Raw genomic sequence first — 22,610 nt, 5'->3', positions numbered from 1 at the left:
TATAATTCATTTTATGAAACCGAATTTTTTATTATTATTCTTTAGTTTAATCACTTTTTATTCTCATTCCCAGAATATAAAATTCACGCATTACAATGACAACAATGGTTTGTCGCACAACTCCGTGAGGCATATTGTACAAGACAAAAAAGGTTTTTTATGGTTGGGAACTTTCTCGGGATTGAATCGTTTTGACGGCTATCAATTCAAGAATTACATGAGTTCTTCGGCCAGTGCCAATAAATTGTACAATGACGACATCACGGCATTGGAACTGGATGAAGAATCGAACAACTTGTGGATAGGAACCCGAAAAGGTTTGACCCTTTTTAAATTGGATACCCAAGTTTTTACCACTTTTTTTTCCAAAAAAGACGACCCGAACAGTTTGCCGGAAGAAGAGATTCGATCGGTTTATGTGGACAAATTCAAAAGGGTTTGGGTTGGCACGAAAACCAAGGGACTTTACATGTTTTTTTTGAAAGAAAATAGGTTTGAAAAAATTCCAATCAGGGGTTTTGATTATGTAAAAGAAATTTTTGAAGACAAGAAAGGGAATATCTGGATTGGTAGTTATGAAAAAGGATCCGTGGCCAAAATCACCATGGACTCTAAAGGCGCCATCGTGAGAATCAATGATTACACACTCTTTGTTCCAAATTCTACTGCGAAGAATCCTTACGTCAATTTTATTTATGAAGATGCCAAGTCCGATATTTTTGTGGGAACACGTCAAGGACTTTACAAATTAGACAAAAAAAACGATCGATTTGTAAATTTGTATATCGAAAACAAGGAAATTAGGGGAAGTTTGGGACCGTATTTTTTGTCGGTGGCCCGAGCACCGGATGGTAAATATTGGGTGGGTACTTTAGGAGGATTGTTGGTCTGCAAGCAATTGGAAGATATCCAAAAAGGGGATTACAAATGGTATTATTCGGTATTGTCGGAAGACACTTCCATAGTCGATAATTTGGTTTCGGCTTTGTATTTTGATGCATCCGGAGTGCTTTGGATAGGAACAGAAGACGGACTGGATAAATACGATCCTTACGAAAACCAGTTCACGCTCATCAAAGACATCTCCCGTTATATAGGCAATCAAGCTCCCCGCATAAGAGGTTTTGCCAAAACTTATGACGAAAAAGTAATTGTTGCCACCAGCCACAACGGACTTTTTATCTCCAATGCCAATGGTTTTAAGCCTTTGTATAATAGCGACAAGGATATCGCCAGTATTTATTCGGAGGATGGAAAGATTTTTTATTGCGGACTTTGGAATGGTAATTTGATGGTTTATAATTACGCTACAAATGCTTCAAAAGAGATTAGTTTGGGCTTTGAATCCTCGGCTTTGTTTGCTTTTTGCAGGATTGGTCCACAAACGATGATGGTGGGGTCTTTTGGTGAAGGTGCTGTTGTTTTAAATACGAATACTTTAGAAGTTCAAGTTTCCAAAGGCAAATTATTGCCCGGATTTCAAATCAATGCCATAGAAAAGGACAACAAGAACAATATTTGGTTTGCCACAGAAACCGGTGTGGTGCGATACAATAGTACATCCGGCAAAATAGAAACCTATAAATCGCTTTCCAAAAAAGAAAATGGGATGCCTTATGACGATAATGTCAGTGATGTCATGATAGACAAAAAAGGTACGATTTGGGCTTCTACCCGTTATGGTTTGTGTGTTTATGAGCCTTCAAAAAACACTTTCAAACCCATTTCACATCTCAAGGAACTCTCGGGAAAGTGGATTACGGACATGTTGACGGATGCCAACGGAGATTTATGGCTAAATATCAACAACAACAGTATTGCATGGATAAGAGCAGATTTAAAAGACATTAACGTTTACTATGTCAATAGTGGCAATAGATTGGATGTTTTTAGTTCCAGTGGTTTTTTTAGTTTTAAGGACTCAAAAATTTATTTAGGGGGCAAAAACGGCATTATTTATTTTTCGCCCCATACCATGAAAAAAAATAATTGGTCACCCACACCTATTATTACGGAATTCAAAATCCAGAACGAAGAAGTGTTTCCCGGAATGGAAATCAACGGACAAGTTCCATTGGTCAAAGATTTTAATTACGACAGAAAAATTGAATTGGATTATAAAAACCGAAATTTTTCGCTCCAATTTTCGGTTCCATCGTTTGCAAACGAAAAACTGAACAAGTTTCAATACATGCTGGAGGGTTTCGACAAGGATTGGATCACCACCAACAGCAATTCGAGAACGGTGCAATATACCAACCTTTATCCTGGGAATTACGTGTTTAAAATTATGTCCAGTAACAGTGATGGACATTGGAGCAAGGTGGCTTCTTATCAAATAAAGGTTTTGCCTCCATTTTGGTTGACACCAACGGCATTGTTGTTGTTTTTGGTGTTATTGTTTTTTATTTTTTATTTTGTTAAAAGAGAAGTTAGAAATCGCATCCGATTAAAACAAGAATTACTGACTGAAAAAGTAAATCGAGAACATGACATCAAATTAAACAATGAAAAACTGCGGTTTTTTACCAATATCTCCCACGAATTGAGAACGCCTTTAACCCTAATTTTAGGCCCAGCCAAACAATTGATGGAGGACGAAAATGCAACCGAATATCAAAAAAGCAGGTTTAATTTGATTCATCAAAACGCCAGCAGATTGCTAAACTTGGTCAACCAAGTACTCGATTTTAGAAAAGCACAAGCAGGAGAATTAAAACTCAAAGTTTCCAAAACAGACATTGTAGCCTATTCCAAGAATATTTTTGATTCCTTTGAAGAACTGGCTTACAACAAAAACATCACTTTAAATTTTAATACTGAAAACGAAGACATAACGGGCTGGATAGACAATGACAAGTACGATAAAATCCTGTACAACCTTTTGTCCAATGCCTTGAAGTTCACCGATAACTATGGCAATGTAGACATGTTTATCAGGCTGAAAGACGGAGTTGATGGATTATTGGTTGTTGAAGTGAGCGACAACGGGATAGGAATCCCTTTGAAAAGCCAAGAAAAAATTTTCAAGCGCTTTTATCAAGTGACCAACAGCAAAGAACACAATACCGGATCAGGGATTGGTTTGTCGTTGGTAAAATCGTTGGTGGCACTTCATAAGGGAATCATAAGAGTGGAAAGTACGCCCGGCAAGGGAAGTATCTTTACGGTTGAAATACCAATTGACCGCAGTTTTTATAATGACAAGGAAGTATTCGAATATGTTTTGAAAAACGACAATCAAAGTATGCCTCTTCCTGAAAAGTCGATCAAGAAAATACTTCAAAACACCGAGTTGAAACAAAAAATATTGGTTGTGGAAGACAATACGGAACTCCGGAAATATCTGGTCGATTATTTATCCGATTATTACAAGGTTTATGATGCCGAAAATGGAGAGGAAGGACTTAAAATTTGCCGCCAAATAAAACCCGTCCTGTGTGTTGCCGATGTCATGATGCCGGTAATGAATGGTCTCGATTTTTGCAGAGAACTAAAAAATGACGAGTTTATAAGCCACATTCCTGTTATTTTATTAACGGCTCTTTCTGAAAACGATGACAAGGTAAAAGGATATGGCGTTGGTGCCGATGGCTATGTAGTAAAGCCATTCGAACCTTCGTTACTTAAAACAATCATCGAGAACATGATTAAATCAAGATTGGAATTAAAGGCAAAATTCTCCGGCGAAGTCGAAAGCAAGATAGGTTTGCTGACCCATTCTCCCATTGACGAAGATTTTATGGCAAAAGTCACGAATTTAATAAACGATAATATAAGCGAACTGGAATTGTCAACAGAATTCCTGTGTGATAAATTGGGAGTCAGTTCCTCAAAATTATACCGAAAAATTAAAGAATTGACCGATTTGGCCCCGAATGAATTCATTAGAACCATACGTTTGAAAAAAGCTGCACAACTGCTGAAAACAAAAAAATACAATGTTTCCGAAGTAACCGATTTGGTAGGCTTTAACGATCCCTTGTATTTCAGTCGATGTTTCAAAAAACAGTTTGGTTTTCCGCCAAGCAAGTTAATCAATTAATATCTAATGTTTTATTAGTGTTATGAAATCATCATTAAATAAAATCTATCCATATTTTTGATGGATTAGTCCATTTCATTTGCTGGCTGTTATTCTATTTTTGTCTTGTAAACTTTAATTAATTGTTATGAAAAAGATAATCGATACGGATAAGCCGCTGAAAAATTTGGACGAATGGGAAGATGATTTATTGAGACGTTATCCGGATCCAACAGAAAATGTAAAAGAAAAGGAAGAGTTCAGGAATTATGTCGATTCTGAAAGGGTTGAAACTGTTAAGGAGTTTTACAGAATGAATCACACTTATCAAACTTATGATTTTGTATGCAGCAAAGAGGAGGAATTCCTGCAGTTCAATAAAAAACAAATGTCTATTTGGGAAGCGGTCGATTTTTTGAACACGCTGGTTGACGACAGTGATCCGGACATCGATTTAGACCAAACCCAACATCTTTTACAAACTTCCGAGGCAATTCGTGCTGATGGACATCCAGATTGGTTTGTGCTTACGGGTTTTTTGCATGATTTGGGAAAAGTTCTGTGCCTGTTTGGAGAACCGCAATGGGCAGTGGTGGGAGATACCTTTCCGGTGGGTTGCGCTTATTCGGACAAGATTGTTTACCCTGAATTTTTCAAGGAAAATCCAGATTACACAGATGAGCGATTCAATACCAAATTGGGAATTTATTCTGAAAATTGTGGACTCGACAAAGTGAAAATGAGTTGGGGACATGACGAATATCTGTATCAAATCATGAGGGATTATTTGCCTGAACCCGCTTTGTACATGATTCGATACCATTCGTTTTACGCGCAACACAGAGAAAATGCCTATGCTCATTTAATGAATGAGAAAGACGTGGAAATGTTTGAATGGGTCAAAAAGTTCAATCCGTATGATTTATATACAAAGGCGCCAGTAAAGCCAGACGTGAAAGCTTTGCTTCCTTATTACAAGGAATTAGTGGCCAAATATTTGCCGGAGAAACTCAGTTTTTAAAAAATAAAAACGATAACGAGAATAAAAATAAATGAAGAAAATCAAAACCAGAATACTTTTATTGTGCCTGTTCGCCATTTATGGGACAACTGTTTCGGCTCAAGAAAAAAACAGTGGAAACGATTGGGAAAACCCGGAAGTATTCCAGATTAATCGGGAACCGGCACGAGCGGCATTTCTTCCTTATGCAGACGAAACATCGGCCATAAGCGATAATTATGACAGTTCTCCTTGGTATTTTTCATTGAATGGAAAATGGAAATTTTCTTGGTCGCCAACACCGGATCAGCGTCCAAAAGATTTCTATAAACCAGATTTCAGCACTACAAACTGGAAGGAACTTCAAGTGCCGTCCAATTGGGAATTGAATGGTTTTGGAATTCCAATTTACACCAATATTACGTATCCTTTCGAAAGGAATCCTCCTTTTATCAACCATTCCGACAATCCTGTTGGTTCATACAAAAGAGGTTTTGTTTTGCCTGATAATTGGAATAATCGTCATGTGTATCTTCATTTTGAAGCAGGAACTTCGGCCATGTACATTTGGATTAACGGCCAAAAAGCGGGCTATGTGGAAAACACCAAAAGTCCTGCCGAATTCGACATTACCAACTATCTAAAGCCGGGAAAAAATGATGTTTCCGTTGAAGTTTATAGATGGAGCGATGGCTCTTATCTCGAAGACCAAGATTTCTGGAGACTTTCAGGTATTGACCGAAATGTTTATTTGTATAGCACCAACGACATTCGCATTGCTGATTTTTTTGCAAAGCCCGATTTGGATTCCAATTACAAAAACGGAAGTTTAAATGTAGAAGTTAATTTGAAAAACCTGACTTCTGCAGCCATAAATAATCAAAAACTGGAAGCCAAATTAGTCGATGCTTCAGGGAAATATATTTTTGTCAAAGATTTAAAAGTCAATTTTGCGGCCAATAAAACCCAAACAGTCAACATTGCCCAAAATGTTTCCAATCCAAAATTATGGAGCAACGAAGCCCCTAATTTATATACTTTGCTGCTTACTTTAAAAAGTGAAAAAGGAACTATAATAGAAACTGTTTCCACCCAAATAGGATTCCGAAAAGTAGAATTGAAGAGTGGACAATTATTGGTAAACGGAGTCAGAATAATGGTGCATGGCGTGAATATTCACGAGCACAATCCCGTAACGGGGCATTATCAAGATGAAGCGACCATGATGAAAGACATCAAGATGATGAAACAACTAAACATCAATTCGGTGCGTTGCAGTCATTATCCCAACAATTTGTTATGGGTAAAATTGTGCAATAAATACGGAATATTTCTAGTGGACGAGGCCAATATCGAAAGCCATGGAATGGGAGTGGAAGGTCAAAGTTTCATGAACCCAAAAACTAATCCTGGTCATCTTCCGGAATGGCACGCAGCCCATATGGACAGAATTTATAGTTTGGTCGAAAGGGACAAAAATGCACCTTCTGTAATCATTTGGTCATTAGGAAATGAAAGTGCGAATGGATCGGTTTTTCATGATGCTTACAAATGGATAAAAAACAGGGATAAAACCCGATTGGTTCAGTTTGAGCAAGCAAAGGAAAACGAAAATACAGATGTTGTTTGCCCGATGTATCCAACAATTGCCTATATGAAAGAATATGCGGCACGCAAGCAAGTGGACCGACCATTTATTATGTGTGAGTACTCGCACGCCATGGGGAACAGCAGCGGAAATTTTCAGGAATATTGGGATATTATTCGCGGCAGCAAAAATATGCAAGGCGGATTTATTTGGGATTGGGTAGATCAAGGATTCGAAATGAAAGACGAAGCAGGACGCCACTATTGGGCTTATGGAGGCGATTTGGGAAGCCAGAATTATACCAATGACGAAAATTTTTGTCACAACGGATTGGTTTGGCCAGACAGAACGCCACATCCGGGAGCATTCGAAGTGAAAAAAGTCTATCAGGATATTTTGTTTCAAGCCATCGATGTCAAAAATGGCGTGATTGAAATCATAAACGATTTTGGCTTTACCAATTTGAATCAATACAATTTCAAATACCAAGTGTTGGAAAACGGAAAGTCCATAAAAGAAGGTACAATTGCCGTCACTTTAAACCCAAAATCAAAAAAACAATTTAAAATCGATTTGCCAAAATTGTCATCAAAACCGGGTGTTGAATATCTGTTGAATGTTTTTGCCTATACTAAAACAGGATCGGAATTGTTGCCCCAGAATTTTGAAATTGCCAGGGAACAATTTGTCATAGAAAGTGGAAATTATTTTGCGAAACCGGAATTCGTAAAACCATCTTCAAACATTAAAGAAGAATCAAAAGAATTTGTTTTGAGTGCCAATAATGTTGTGGTCAAGATCAGCAAAAAGACGGGTTTGATTTCACATTACAGTTCAAAAGGACAGGAATATTTCAATCAATATCCGGAACCCAATTTTTGGAGAGCACCAACAGACAATGATTTTGGTAATAAAATGCCAATGAGAAACAATGTATGGAGAGCGGCAGGCAAGAATTGCACATTGGAAACGATTCAAGTGGTGGAGGAAAATGGAAAAACTTGTGTTGTGGCAACAATGAAACTGAACGATGTTTTTTCGGATTACACCATCAAATATTCGTTGGGGAATGACGGGTCTTTGGAAGTGCAACCGTCTTATAAAAAAGGAAATGCTCCATTGCCGGACATGCCGCGTTTCGGGATGATTTTCTCTCTTAAAAAGGCTCTGGAAAATCTGGATTATTACGGAAGAGGCCCTTGGGAAAATTATCCGGACAGGAATGAATCGGCGCTCAAAGGGATTTATAAAAGTAAAGTGGCAGACCAATATGTGCCTTACACCCGTCCGCAAGAGAATGGATATAAAACGGATGTTCGTTGGTTTACACTTTTAAATAGTGACGGCAAAGGTCTTGAAATAAAGGGATTGCAGCCTTTGTGTGTGAGTACTTTGAATAATTATCCAAGTGATTTCGACCCGGGATTATCCAAAAAGAACCAACACTTGAGCGATATCACTCCTAGAAACGAGGTCGTGGTTTGTGTCGATTTAGCCCAGCGTGGATTGGGAGGAGACAATAGTTGGGGCGAATATCCACACGAACCCTATTTGTTGAAACAAAATGAATACAGCTACGGATTTGTCATAAAACCAATAGAATAGCCAATTAAAGCATGGTACTGATACAAAATGGAGATTGTTCCAAAAACAATCATCCTGTCATACTTATGCCAAATTGTATCGATGTGTCATAAAAAAATAATGCTAAAATTATTGATTTTTTTTGAAGGAGATCAATAATTGAAATACACTTTTAAGCAAAAATAATATGGGAAATACAACAAATGGAAGACTGGTTTCTTTGGACGTCTTGAGAGGGTTTGTCATGTTTTGGATCATGAGCGGCGAACACATTATTCACGCTTTGGCCAAGGCCGCCCCAATTCCTGTTTTTGTATGGATGTCATCACAATTGCATCATACGGATTGGAACGGCATTACGTTTTATGACATGATATTTCCCATTTTCCTCTTCGTTGCCGGGGTTTCGATGCCCTATTCTTTCGAGAAGAAAATGAGTATCGCAGGTGTAAATACTCCAGCGGAATTGCCTTCAAAAGAAAAGCAAAAAATATACGGCTCGATGCTGAAAAGGACTTGTATTTTACTGTTTTTGGGATTTGTGGTGAATGGACTATTGCGGTTTGACGGCTACGATCAAACTCGTTTTGCCAGCGTGTTGGGACGCATTGGCTTGGCTTGGTTTTTTGCCGGCATCATCTATTTGAATTTTGATTTAAAAAAACAACTTTTTTGGCTAATAGGAATTTTGGTTGGTTACTATTTAGTTTTGAAGTTAGTGCCAGTCCCTAATTTTGGGGCTGGTATTTTAACACCGGAAGCTTCCTTTTCGAGTTATTTTGACCAACAGTTCCTGCCGGGAAGATTGCACAGCAAGGTCTATGATCCCGAAGGTTTGTTTTCTACGATACCGGCCATTGCCACCGCTTTGTTGGGAATGTTTTTGGGAACCTTTTTGAAATCCAAAAATATATTTTCGGCAAATGAAAAAATAGTAATAATGGTTGCCGCTGCACTCATTTTGATTGGTATTGGAGCGCTTTGGAACTATGATTTTCCTATCAATAAACGCCTGTGGACAAGCTCTTTTGTGTGTTTTGTTGGTGGATTCAGTATTTTGTTTTTCACCTTTTTCTATTGGATAATTGACGTATTGGGCTTCCAAAAATGGGCATTTCCTTTACTGTTGATAGGTTCGAATTCTATCCTGATTTATATGGCTTCCGAAGGTTTGGTAAATTTCAAGCATACTGCCGAGTTTGTGTTTGGAGGTCTAATCGAATTTTTACCGCTCCTTTGGCAACCCGTGTTTACCACTTTGTCGGTAACCTTTGTCCAACTTGTCTTGCTTTATTTTCTGTACAAAAGAAAATTGTTTTTGAAAATCTAAACCAAAAATATTTAAACCAAATTATAAGCTATTACTAAACCAACCAATTAAATTATGAATGAATTACAACCCGCAGATTACGTCGTTTTTCTGATATATTTCGTGCTGGTCTCGGCCTACGGAATGTATATTTACAAGAACAAGAAACACGCAGCTACTAGTTCCAAAGAATATTTCTTGGCCGAAGGATCGCTCACTTGGTGGGCAATCGGAGCCTCATTGATTGCCTCCAATATTTCTGCAGAGCATTTTATCGGGATGAGCGGTTCCGGATTTGCATTGGGATTGGCTATTGCTTCCTATGAATGGATGGCAGCCGCGACACTAATCTTGGTAGCCGTATTTCTTTTGCCGGTATATCTCAAAAACAGGATATTCACGATGCCGCAATTTTTGGCAAAAAGATACAACGACACCGTGAGCACCATCATGGCTATCATTTGGTTGTTGATTTATGTGTTTGTAAACCTGACGTCCATCATCTATTTGGGGGCATTGGCGATTTCGTCCATAGCACCAATTAGCTTCGAATTTTGCGTGATGGGATTGAGTTTGTTCTCCATCATCGTCACTTTGGGAGGAATGAAGGTAATCGGTTATACCGATATTTTTCAAGTGGTTGTATTGATTCTAGGTGGTTTGGTCACCACATATTTGTCGTTGACCTTGTTGTCGGAGCAATTTGGGTTTGGCAAAGACATTCTCAAAGGATTATCCATTATTGCCGACGAAGCGCCTGGTCATCTGCACATGATATTCGACAAATCAAATCCTCATTATATTGAATTACCCGGAATTTCAGTATTGATAGGAGGGATGCTCATTAATAATTTGGCCTATTGGGGCTGCAACCAATACATCGTGCAACGGGCTTTGGGAGCTGATTTGAAAACAGCCCGAAAAGGGATTTTGTTCGCTGCTTTCCTGAAATTGTTGGTTCCCGTAATTGCAGTTTTGCCCGGTATTGCGATGTATGTAATGCACCAAAACGGAATGTTTCAGGCCGAAATGGTGGATGCCGCAGGGGTGATAAAACCGGATCAAGCCTATCCAACATTGATGAATTTATTGCCCGCTGGATTAAAAGGAGTTGCCTTGGCCGCTTTGACGGCTGCAGTTGTGGCTTCTTTGGCAGGGAAAGCCAACAGTATTTCCACGATTTTTTCTTTGGACATCTATAAAAAGTTTTTCAACAAAAAGGCATCCGACAGAAAATTGGTGATTACCGGAAGATGGGTCGTGATCATTTCGATGTTTATTGCCGCACTCGTGGCTCCAGCATTGAAATCATTGGATCAGGCGTATCAGTTTATACAGGAATATGTGGGTTTCTTTTCGCCGGGAGTGCTGGCCATTTTCTTGTTGGGAATGTTTTGGAAGAAGACCACGGCTTCGGCAGGACTTGCCGGTGCCTTGCTGACCGTGCCCATTGCGGCGGTATTGAAGTTTCTTCCCGTTTGGACCAATGGTTTCTTCCCGGATTATCCTTTCTTGGATCGAATGACTATTTCTTTCTTTGCAATTGTATTCCTGATGGTGTCCATCAGTCTCTTGAATCCTGAATCCGAAGAGCAACATGAAGCACACGCAATTGAAGTGGATAAATCCATGTTTAAAGTGTCGTCTGAATTTATTGTCGGTTCGTTCATTATTAGCGGAATATTGGTGGCTTTATATACCATTTTTTGGTAGTTTATTTGAAGCAGTTTGGAGCAGAAGTTTTAAAAGCAAGTAGGAACCAAAACAAATACGTATGAATTGCAAGCGAAGTAGTTTATATTTGGAAACTGAATTAGTAGAAATTTAAATATAAATTATGAAAAACGATTTTTCATTAAATGGAAAAGTGATAGTGGTAACTGGAGCCACCGGAATATTGGGAGAAGCATTTGTCAACGCTATTGCCGATGCAGGTGGAATTGTGGGTGTTTTGGGGAGAAATGAAAAAATCGCCAACGAAAGAGTGGCTGCAATCGAGAATCAAGGAGGCGAAGCTATGGCATTGATTGCAGACGTGACCAATGAACAAGACCTGATAAATGCCCGTGAAAAAATATTGGCAAAATACGGAAAAATAGACGGATTGGTCAATGCTGCCGGAGGAAACATTCCCGAAGCCATAATTGAGCCGGAACAAGATGTTTTTCAATTGAATATGAAGGCATTGCAAGAAGTGATGAACCTGAATTTATTTGGAACCATTTTGCCGACACAAGTTTTTGGCGAAGCCATAAAAAATGGCGGAACGGGCAGTATCGTGAATATTTCGTCTGTTGTCGCGGATCATGCAGTATCAAGAGTATTGGGATATAGTTTGGGGAAATCAGCGATTGATTCCTATACCAAATGGTTTGCGTTGGAATTAGGAAATAGATTTGGCGATAAAATTCGAATGAATTCCATTGCGCCTGGATTTTTTCTAGCCGAACAAAACAGAACACTCTTGACCAAACCTGATGGAAGTTTGACCGATAGAGGGAATTTGATCATTCAAAACACACCTTTCAGCCGTTTTGGAAATCCAGAGGAACTTACGGGAGCTTTGGTTTGGCTATTGAGTGATGCTTCCAAATTCGTTTCAGGAACAAAAATCACCGTAGATGGAGGTTTTTCGGTGAATAGCGGAGTATAGAAAGTGTAAACAAAAGTAGTCCTCGAAGTTTAACTTCAGGGATTCATTAAATATAAATCCAATGATGAAAAAATCTATTATTGCCCTAATTGTTTTTTGTGTCTCACTAAGTGCGGTAGCCCAAAAAATATATGATGTCAAAAAATATGGAGCCAAAGGAGACGGCAAAACCAATGATGCCGTTGCCATCCAAAAAGCAATAGATGCCTGCAGTAAAACTGGCGGTCGAGTATTATTTTCCGCTCCGTTTACCTTTTTGACGGGACCCTTCAACGTGAAATCGGGAATCGATTTGCATGTCGAAGCGGGAGCCAAACTATTGGCCAGTCCTGACGAAAGACTGTACACCAAAAGTGCTTTTCGCTCGAATCCCGGAGAAGGCACCATCTGGATTGGTGGCGAAAACATCGAAAATTTCAGCATCAGCGGAACGGGGAAAATTGATGGAAACGGCATTTCTTTCATGGGCGAAGAACTGGAAGATTCTTATGTTTTGAAACCTTTCGTGGGTTTGGATCCAAGACCTCATGTATTGACGATTATTGGCGGAAAAAACATCAGGATAAGAGATATTCACATAGGAAACTCGGCTTATTGGACGGTTCATCTTGTGGGTTGCAACGATGTGGTAATTAGCGGAATTACTTTGCTGAACAGCCTGAAAGTCCGCAACAGCGACGGCATTGATTTGGATCATTCCAAAAATGTGCGCATCAGCGATTGTTATATCGAAAGCGGGGACGATTGCATTTGCCTAAAAAACCGAAGAGAATTCGAAGAGTTTGGTGCTTGCGAAAACATAACGGTTACCAATTGCACGATGACCAGCAGCAGTTGCGCAATAAAAATTGGTTCCGAAAACATGGACGCCATCAGGCAAGTCGTGTTCAATAATTGCATCATAAAAAACAGCAATCGCGGAGTTGGGATTCAAAATCGGGACGAAGGAACAGTAAGCGACGTGATTTTTTCCAACATAATTATCGAAAGTCATTTGACCACCGACACTTGGTGGGGAAAGGCGGAACCCATTTATGTCACGGCATATCGCAGGGCAAAAGGCAACCACAAAGATGCCAATTGGCGTTTTCCAAAGGGAGCGACGGAAGGGAAAGTGGGCAAAATCAGCAACATCCTTTTCTCGAATATTCAATGCAGCAGTGAGAATGGCGTTTATGTGAGTGCCGAATCCAAAGATAAAATTGATAATATCGTGTTTGACAACGTCAATGTTTTTATTGACAAAACCACGAACAATCCCGGTGGTGTTTACGATCGTCGTCCCTCGGAATTGGAGGGTTTTGTAAAAGGGAGCACTTCCGGTTTTTATTTTGATGCCGCCCAAAGCATGAAAATGCAAAACTGCTCCGTGCAATGGGGAAAAAACAAACCCGATTATTTTGCCCACGCCGTCGAAAGCAAGAATGTCGATTCTTTGCTTATCAATAATCTTGAAGGACAGTCTGCTTTTCCAGATAAATTGGAAGCGGTGAAAAAACAATAAGTTCTGTAATTAGCTGGGATCTTAATTTATTGTTGTCCCGACCACTCGTATCTAAACTAGATATCTCGCAAACTGATAGCGCGGTTCTGTAAACCGTGCCCACACGAGAGTTTGTGTTTTAAAACAGGAAAACAACGGAAAAACAAACATTCAAAAAATCACCATCAAATATATTGTTGGTGCTATTTGAATTTCAATTTATGAATTCTTCTTTGGATTTTTTTGCAAAATAAAAAAGGGACTGCTTTAAATGGCAGTCCCTGAAGTGAAATAATCTATTTTTCGAGTAGTATTGGTTGGCCTGAAATCTTAAATCGGGCACTTTGTATGTCGTTCGAACCATCGGGTTGTTTTCCACCCACGGCGATAGTAAACCATCCGGGTTCTATGGCGCGCTGGCCTTTTTTGTTAATTAAGGAGAGTTGTCTTGGCGTGATTGTGAAACGAACCGTTTTTGACTCGCCTTTTTTTAGATTGATGCGCTCAAAACCTTCCAGTTGCACGATAGGGCGTGGAGTAGATGCTTTTTCGTCTTTTAGATACAATTCAGCTACTTCGTCTCCGTCACGGTCACCGGTATTGGTTACGTCAACCGATATTTCAAAATCTTTTTCAGGATTGATATTCGCAGGAATTTGCAGGTTACTGTATTTGAATTGGGTATAACTCAAGCCAAATCCAAAAGGGTAAAGCGGTTTTTTATCGAAATAACGGTAGGTGCGCCCTTTCATGTCATAGTTTTCGAAAGCGGGAAGTTGGTCCACGGATTTGTAATAAGTGACAGGCAATCGACCAGCTGGATTGTAATCGCCAAAAAGCACGTCGGCAATGGCATTTCCGCCTTGTTGACCCGGATATCCGGCAGTTAGAATGGCAGGAACATGGTCATTGGCCCAATTGATGGAAAGCGCACTTCCGTTTATTAAAACCAAAATAACGGGTTTTCCGGTTGCTGTCATGGCTTTCAGCAGTTCTTCCTGATTGGATGGTAAATTGAGGCTGGTGCGGTCTCCACCTTCAAAACCATCTGCTTCTACCTTCATTTCTTCCCCTTCCAAACGTTCGTTTAATCCCAATACCAGGATTATGGCGTCCGCTTGATTGGCCACTTGGGCAGCTTCTTGTAGTACGTTTTCTTGCGGTTCGGTCCACAATAGTTGGGCTATGGCATCACCGTAGAAGTTTTGGTATTTAACCTCTATTTTGTATCTTTTTCCAGCTTCCAATTCCATTTTTTGTGGACGAATGCGCGGATGGTGATTGTTTTTTCCGCCAGAAGTTTTTCCACCTTCAATTTCAATGGTCATAAAGGGTTTCGACCATTCCGAAATGTTGTACGTTCCCGTTTTTGGAGCCACGAGATAACTGGTCCATTTCACGCTGTAATTTCCCATTTTCATGCGAGGATCTGGAGTGTCAATGTCCCAATGGAAATCGATATTGTCATCTGTACGGGTAAAAAGCGGTTTTCCTTCCCATTTCGAATTGTCGAAGTATTCGGCTGTCAAGCCTTGTGTGCCGTTTTCATTTTGAAAATAAATGGACGGGATAACTTTCATTTCGGGAACTCCTTTTGCCAAATCAGTTCCTTTTGCATAAAGTACTTTGGCATTGGGTTCCAATTTGTTTTGGATTCCTTTTAAAACGGTGATTGGATTGCTCGGAATACCGCTGTAATTTCCCCATAAGGACTGCACATCATTGGCGTTTGGCCCAATCACGGCAACAGTTTTTATGTTTTTGGAAAGCGGAAGTGTTTGATTTTGGTTTTTCAACAGCACAATGCTTTTTTGCGAAGCCACGCGAGCTAGATAGTCGTGAGCCGAATTGTTGTTTACCGAGTATGGAATTTGGGCGTAGGGTACCATTTCTTCTGGGTCGAACATGCCTAGTTTGAAACGGGCCGTGAACAAACGTTTTAGGGTAATATCGATATCGGCTTCAGTGAGCAGTTTTTTATCAATGGCTTCTTTTAATGATTGAAAACAGCTTCCACACTCCAAATCCAACCCTTCTTTCACGGCCAAAGCAGAAGCAGAAGCAGCATCGCTGGTGATTTTGTGGTATTTCCAAATATCCGTGACAGCGCCACAATCGGATACGATATAGCCATTAAATCCCCAGTCGTTTCTAAGAATATGGAATAAAAAGGGACTTGCACTGGCGGATTCTCCCCTGAAACGGTTGTAGGCTCCCATTACGGAATAAACATGGCCTTCTTTTACCAAAGTTCGGAAAGCGGGAAGGTAAGTTTCGTAAAGATCGATGTCGCTGGTTTCGGCATTGAATAGATGACGCGAGGGTTCCGGACCCGAATGCACGGCATAATGTTTGGCCGTGGCTATTACTTTAAGGTATTTCTCGTCAGTGCCTTGAAGGCCGTTGACGTATTTAAGCCCTAATTGGCCGGTGAGATAAGGATCTTCGCCGTAGGTTTCATGACCACGACCCCAGCGTGGATCACGGAAAATATTGACATTAGGTGACCAAAACGTCAATCCTTGGTACATACCGTGTTGTCCACGTCTCAAATATTCGTGGTGTTTGGCACGGGCTTCATCGGAAATGACATTGGCAACATCAAAAATTAATTGACGATCCCAAGAGGACGCGATCGAAATGGATTGTGGAAAAACAGTGGCATATCCAGCGCGGGCAACACCGTGCAAGGATTCGTTCCACCAATTGTATTCTGGAATGCCAAGCCGTTCTATGGCAGGTGAAGAATCCATCAATTGGCTGATTTTTTCGTCCAGGGTCATCTTGGAGACCAAGTCGTTTACACGCTGTTCAATTGGTAAATCAGGATTTTTGTAGGATATGTTTTGTTGTGCAAATGAGGTTATTGTTATTAGGCTTAGAAGAAATACCAAGGAATATATTTTTTTCATTTATTTTTTTGGGAATTAATTTTTAGTTTAGACTTTGGCTACTATTTTGTTGTATATGAAGATTTTGCTTCTTCGATTACAAGTAAAACAAAATTAGTTTTTTAAGTCTTATTTGATTGGGATAAATTGCTATTTGTAGGTTGTCGTAAAGCTTGTTGTCGAGTTTTGTTTTTTTGAAAATAATCCAAGTGGGTACAAATTGCTATTTAGGAAGGGGTGTTTGGCTAGGAACTGCCGTAGTTTTAGGTTCTGACAGGAATTTTGATACTTTTGTAATTAGTTAAAGGGTTTTTAAAAAATAAATTTTGAAAAGAAATATAATTGTTGCTTTTTTCTCTCTGGTTTCCGGATTGTGTTTGGCTCAACCCTTTGGGTTTTTGAAACATTTTACTGCAGATGCAAAATTAAGCCAGTCCCGTATTTTGGATATTCAACAAGATGAAAAAGGATTCATTTGGTTAGGCACTTATATTGGATTAATTCGGTATGATGGAAATACTTTTCAAAATTATGAAGTACAGCAAAGAGGGAAACTTAATTTGTCGTCCAATCGAGTTTCGAGTTTTAAATTTGACAAAAACGGACGAATCTGGATCAAGTCTGAAAAAGACGAAATCTATTATTTTGACACCCAAAACCTAAGTTATCATTCTCCCCTGGAAGGGTATTCAAAAAAGTATTCCAATAATTCATTTAAACAATTTAGACTGGCGTCTTCAGGTAGAGTGTGGTTGTTTTCTGATGACAAAAATGATGCAGTCGCTTTTGAAACAGACAAGAGAATAAGGCTGATTTCTTTTGATTCGGCTAAACTTCAAGGCGGTAAAGTACAGGAAGTGTATGAAGATGACATAGGTACGACTTGGTTTTTGACAAGCAAAGGTATTTGTAGGTTAAATAAAGAGGCAACGGTACCCGAGTATTTCTTTTTCAATATGTCCAGGTCTTTAGGGAAGTCTTGTTCCTATTTTTCGATTATGGAGACCAAAGAGGAACTATGGTTTGGAGGAGCTGGCGGTAAACTAACACGTTATTCTAAACAGTCCAATACTTTTTTTGATGTTCAATTAGAATTTAACGCTGATATTAGCAAAATAAAATATATAAGAGGTGGTAAAGTTTTAATTCAGACCAAGACACAAGATATTGCTTGTTATGATATAAAGACAGCTAAACTAGAGGTTTATAACAGCAAGACATTTGCGGGATTTCCCGATCAGGATATTAAGTATTTGGGATTGACCCATTCGAGATATTTTTGGTTTGAGACCACGGCTTTGGGAGTGTATCGATTTGATTTGGTTAGCCGAAAGTTAAAACATTTACAAGTGGATTCCAGTGACCTTACTACAGCGGGCATATCAAGAAAAACGTTTCTAATTACGGCTCCTGATGGAAGTATTTGGATGCAACCAAGGGGTGGTGCATTATCTTATTGGGACAAAAAACAAGATAAATTATTTTCGATATCACATTACATGAACGAATCCACGGAAGTAGTTTCTGATATGATGCATGCAGCGGTATTTGATAGATTAGGAAATTTATGGTTTTGTTCTTATCGACAAGGTTTGGATTTAATGAATTTTGACAAAAAGAATTTTTCCACATTAAAATTGGACCTATCCCAAGGCAGAAAAAAAAATAATGTTAGAAGCCTAATGGCAGATAAAAACGGCAATCTTTGGGTGGCCAGTCGTACAGACAAAATTACAATAATTGATTCCAAGAAAAGGAAGATAGGAATTCTGGGGTCTGACGGTACCTTGTCTAGCGGTAGCCCAGGTTGGGGCGCCGATATTTACAACATGTTCCAGGACAATAGAGGAAGAATTTGGGTAGGCACAAGAGGAAATGGATTGTATTGTCTCATCCCAACTGGGCAGGCATTTAATTACAAAGTAATTCATTATAAAAAGAAAGAGTCTGATCGTTACAGTATTAGCTCTGATGATGTTTATAGAGTTTTTCAGGCTAGTTCGGGGCAAATTTACGTGGCTACTTGGGGAGGAGGAGTAAATTTTATTCGAGAATCCAATGCTAAAATTCAGTTTGTTAATTATAGAAATGAATTGAAAAATTACCCCATAAAGTCTGCCGACAGGGTTCGTTCGATTGTTGAAGATAAAAATCGTCAATTGTTTTTTATTTCTTCATCCAAGCTGTTTTCTTTTTCTGGAAAAAATCAACCTGCAAACCAGATAAAATTTCAAGAACTTCCACAGGTTTCAGGAAATGATATTCTGGATATTCTGGTGACTTCCGGAAATAAATTAGCATTGGCAACCAATGGAAAAGGAATGTTGCTGGCTGATTTGAATCAAAAAGGGGAGTTGAAAGTCCAGTCTTTTGGAGAGGAGACGATAGGTTTTCCTATTGATGGCGTTGTGTCGATGCAGGAGGATCGATTGGGGAAAATATGGCTTATGGGAAGCAATCAAATGGTGCGATTTGATCCCAAGAATAATTCTTCGGAGACTTTTCCGGAATTGAAATCCCATATTGGAAACGAAATATTCTCTGAAGCTACAAAATGTCGCCTGCCTAATGGAGAAATTGTCTCGGGCTATTCTAATGGCGCGGTGGTTTTCAATCCTGAAAATATAAAACCTTTTAGATTTAAACCCTATTTGGCAATAACGAGTTTTACCGTCAATAATAAAGAGTTGCATGAAATAAATACTGAAACACCAAATAATCCTGATTTAATAAGAGGAGTTACTTTGGAACACGACCAGAATTTTTTTAGAATCCAATTTTCAGCTTTGGATTACATTAAAAACGAAAACATTGTTTACCGTTATAAATTAGAAGGTGTTGACAAACAATGGAACTACATAAAAGGCGGTCAGTCCATTAATTACACAAATTTAAGTCGAGGAAAATACACACTTTTGATATCCTCAACCAACGATCATAATTTGTGGGTGAATAATGAGAGAAGAATTGAAATTGCAATATTACCCTCGATATGGTGGACAAATTCCGCTTTTATTTGTTATCTACTGTTGGCTATTGGTACTTTTTTTGTCATTAGGCGTACTTTTTCGACAATCCTGAAATTGCGTAACGATGTTCAAATAGAGAAACAGGTTTCTGAATTGAAGCTGAAATTTTTTACTGATATTTCGCACGAAATACGAACTCCGCTTACCATGATTACCGCACCGGTTGAGAAAATGCTGTCCGATATTGATATTCCCGATTCGGTTAAAACGCAACTTCAAGGAATTGAAAGGAATAGTAATCGACTGTTGAATTTGGTAAATCAAATTTTGGATTTAAGGCGAATCCAAAATAGAAAATTGGAAGTTAAAGCCATTGATTTAGGCGATTTTGTCACCAAAATAGGTGAAAATTTCAGGGAAATAAGTATTCAAAGCCAGATTCATCTGAAAATAAACATAATGGCTGCTTCGCCGGTTATATGGGCCGATGCAGATAGTTTGGACAAGATTTTGGTAAACCTAATTTCAAATGCTTTCAAGTATTGTCAAAAAGGAGATACAATAGAAGTGGTTGTGGACCAAACCGACAAGCAGGTTGTATTAAAGATTAATGATAATGGTCCCGGTATTAATCCTGCCGTTAAAAAACGACTGTTCATACGTTTTTCCAATTACAATGAAAATCCAAACAATCCCAGTACGGGTATTGGACTTTCGATTGTCAAAGATTTAGCCGATAAACATGGCGCAAGTATCGTGGTGGACAGCATGACTGGCAAAGGAAGTAGTTTTCAACTTTGTTTTTTAAAAGGGTACAATCATTTTGACGATGATGTGGATATTTTATTTGAAGAATCCGAAAATCCACTAATCGATGATGGTGAAAAAGGAGATAACGAGCCTGTTGCAACGATAGAAGAAGAAATGGGAGAAGGAAAACCAGTTGGACTGATTGTGGAAGACGATCCCGAATTGAGGGATTTTATTGTTGCTGTATTGGAAGAGGAATATACTGTTTATGTGGCAAAAAATGGTGTCGAGGGGCATTTGAAAGCCGAAAGTGTATCGCCCGATTTCATCATTAGTGACATCATGATGCCTCAAATGGATGGTATAGAAATGCTCAAGTTAATCAGGAATAACATTGCCACGAGCCACATTCCAGTGATTTTGCTTAGTGCAAAAACAGCTATTGAAAGTAAATTGGAAGGGTTGGAATACGGAGCCGATGATTATATAACCAAGCCGTTTAATGTAAGTTTTTTAAAGGCAAGGATAAAGAATATTTTGGAACAGCGCTTGCTCCTTCAAAATTTGTATTCTACGGGTAATATTGCTGAAATTTCGAAAAAAGAACCCTTGCAAATTTCAAACAAGGATCATAAGTTCATGTTTCAGGTGATTCAATTTGTAAAGGAAAATATGGCTAAATCAGATTTCTCGGTGGATGAATTAGGAAAATTAATGTATATGTCACGAGCCAGTTTCTTTAATAAGCTTAAAAGCATAACGGGAGTTTCCCCTGTGGTATTTATTCGTGACATGCGATTGAATGCAGCCGCAGAGCTGGTTAAAAACGAAGACATGTTGATAAAGGAAATATGTTTTGAAGTAGGATTCAATGATTTGAAATATTTTGGCAAATGTTTCAAAACCAAATTCAATGCCACTCCTGCTGAATATCGCCAGTTGCATCGCTAGAGAAATACCAAACCTAATTCAGATTGTCCCGCCGTAAGTGTTTCTAAGCACGAGAGGGCAACATAATTTAGACGCTTCCAACGTGACAAATGGATTAGAAATTGTAATGTTTTTGCCGAGATTCACACTTTTACAGGGACATTTTGTCCCTGTTTTTTTTTGTTCAAGATTCAAATTTGAATCATCATTTTGTCTTTCCCGTCTTGTTACAAATTGGCTTGTGTCAACAAGACTTGAGTTTACTTCCATTCGTTTATGGCTTTCTTTAAATTTTTCCGGTAGTGAAAAAAATCGCCCTATTATTTATTGATTCATCAATTTATGGGTAGGTAAATTAGCAATTACACCCTTGTTGAAAAGCAATATGTACACCAAATTAGGATGCCATATACATAGTTTTGTGAACTAACTTGAAGTCTCCAAAGGACTTTATTAACTAACTAAAAAAAAGCTTATGAAACAAATTAACACTTTTGTCCTGCCAATTGTTGGGATGTTTACAGTGTCTTGCAACCAAAGTAATGAATCGAGGGAACCACTACGGTCATTAGTTGTCCTTAAAGAATTTCAAATTTTAAATGGTATAATATGAGAAAGATAATAAATCTTGTCCTTGGATGTGGACTACTGCTTTTATTGATGACTGCCTGTACTAAAGATGAAATAAAATACGACACTTCGGTGGTGAGAGATTATGCGCTTCAGTTGAATGGTAGCCCTTGGAATCTCAATGTTGGAATTTCAACATTACCGATTTTTATTTATAAAGAAAACGGCGATTATTTTGGGAACTATAGTTCACTCTATCGTTTTGCTCTAAACAATGGGAAGTACACTTTTATGGCATCCGATATTCCAGCTCAAATGGTCACGTCTCCAGTCAATCTAAAGGATTTAGTTGTTCCGCAATTAGTTTCTGCCGATCAAAAGGTAAACTTGTCGGCCGCTACGTCTTACAACTCACCATTTGCGGATACTCTTAAAATGAACATTCTAACAAGAACTGGAACATTGCGTTTGAAAGCAAAAGACATTGTGGCAGATCCAAGTTATTCTATTATTAAAACTACGGTATTTGTAAAACGAACTGGATACAAAGCGGTTGACGAAAGTTTTATACAAGGTGATATGTCTGTTTTTAGATCCAAGAAAACAACCACTGGCGGAGTAAATTATTTAGACGATTTTATTGTATTCCAAACGGACGATGAAGCAAATAATGTTCGTGTCAAAATTGAGTTTATGGATGCGAATTCAGTTGTTGTCAAAACAAAAGAGTTGGCAGACACTTTTCCAATTTTGGCCAATGGAGTTACCAATGTCGATTTTAACTTGAATGATCCCGACACACCAATTATTAAAGATTATGTGGTGACTATTAATGGTGTTGTGCAGACAAAATAGTTAA

Annotated in this window: 10 protein-coding genes; 9 read left to right on the top strand and 1 reads right to left on the bottom strand. The window is 38.7% G+C overall.

Annotated elements, in window-relative coordinates:
- The first annotated feature begins 13 nt into the window (after window positions 1–13).
- The 7 genes from OZP13_RS08325 (at window position 14) to OZP13_RS08295 (ending at window position 13,662) form a co-directional block, all read left to right on the top strand.
- Window positions 14–4,045 carry a hybrid sensor histidine kinase/response regulator gene (locus OZP13_RS08325; RefSeq protein WP_281299316.1) on the top strand — a complete coding sequence of 1,344 codons (4,032 nt, stop codon included), beginning with the start codon at window positions 14–16 and terminating at the stop codon, window positions 4,043–4,045.
- 127 nt (window positions 4,046–4,172) lie between these two features.
- Window positions 4,173–5,045 carry an inositol oxygenase family protein gene (locus OZP13_RS08320; protein ID WP_281299315.1) on the top strand — a complete coding sequence of 291 codons (873 nt, stop codon included), beginning with the start codon at window positions 4,173–4,175 and terminating at the stop codon, window positions 5,043–5,045.
- 31 nt (window positions 5,046–5,076) lie between these two features.
- Complete coding sequence (lacZ, locus tag OZP13_RS08315; protein WP_281299314.1) at window positions 5,077–8,217, top strand: beta-galactosidase, LacZ type; 3,141 nt, start codon at window positions 5,077–5,079, stop codon at window positions 8,215–8,217.
- A 166-nt stretch (window positions 8,218–8,383) separates the two neighbouring features.
- A complete protein-coding gene (locus OZP13_RS08310) occupies window positions 8,384–9,526 on the top strand; it encodes an acyltransferase family protein (RefSeq protein WP_269243422.1) in 1,143 nt (380 codons plus the stop codon).
- A 54-nt stretch (window positions 9,527–9,580) separates the two neighbouring features.
- Window positions 9,581–11,218, top strand: a complete 1,638-nt coding sequence (locus OZP13_RS08305; RefSeq protein WP_281299313.1) for a sodium:solute symporter family transporter — start codon at window positions 9,581–9,583, stop codon at window positions 11,216–11,218.
- 124 nt (window positions 11,219–11,342) lie between these two features.
- Complete coding sequence (locus OZP13_RS08300) at window positions 11,343–12,158, top strand: SDR family oxidoreductase (protein WP_281299312.1); 816 nt, start codon at window positions 11,343–11,345, stop codon at window positions 12,156–12,158.
- A 61-nt stretch (window positions 12,159–12,219) separates the two neighbouring features.
- Window positions 12,220–13,662, top strand: coding sequence for a glycoside hydrolase family 28 protein (locus OZP13_RS08295; RefSeq protein WP_281299311.1), 1,443 nt, complete (start codon window positions 12,220–12,222; stop codon window positions 13,660–13,662).
- Between the two features lie 275 nt (window positions 13,663–13,937).
- Here the strand turns inward: OZP13_RS08295 and OZP13_RS08290 are convergent, their stop codons facing one another.
- Window positions 13,938–16,553: a beta-glucosidase gene (locus tag OZP13_RS08290; RefSeq protein WP_281299310.1), complete on the bottom strand. Its 2,616-nt coding sequence runs from the start codon at window positions 16,551–16,553 to the stop codon at window positions 13,938–13,940.
- A 305-nt stretch (window positions 16,554–16,858) separates the two neighbouring features.
- Here OZP13_RS08290 and OZP13_RS08285 point away from each other — a divergent pair, with 305 nt between their 5' ends.
- Entirely contained in the window at window positions 16,859–21,202 is a 4,344-nt protein-coding gene (locus OZP13_RS08285; protein ID WP_281299309.1) for a hybrid sensor histidine kinase/response regulator transcription factor, read from the top strand.
- A gap of 588 nt (window positions 21,203–21,790) precedes the next feature.
- Entirely contained in the window at window positions 21,791–22,606 is an 816-nt protein-coding gene (locus OZP13_RS08280; RefSeq protein ID WP_269243410.1) for a hypothetical protein, read from the top strand.
- The last annotated feature ends 4 nt before the right edge of the window (window positions 22,607–22,610 follow it).

This window comes from Flavobacterium limnophilum, from assembly GCF_027111315.2.
Taxonomy (GTDB): Bacteria; Bacteroidota; Bacteroidia; order Flavobacteriales; family Flavobacteriaceae; genus Flavobacterium; species Flavobacterium limnophilum.
Note: the sequence above shows the minus strand (reverse complement) of the source record. Positions and strands in the feature narration are given on the sequence as shown.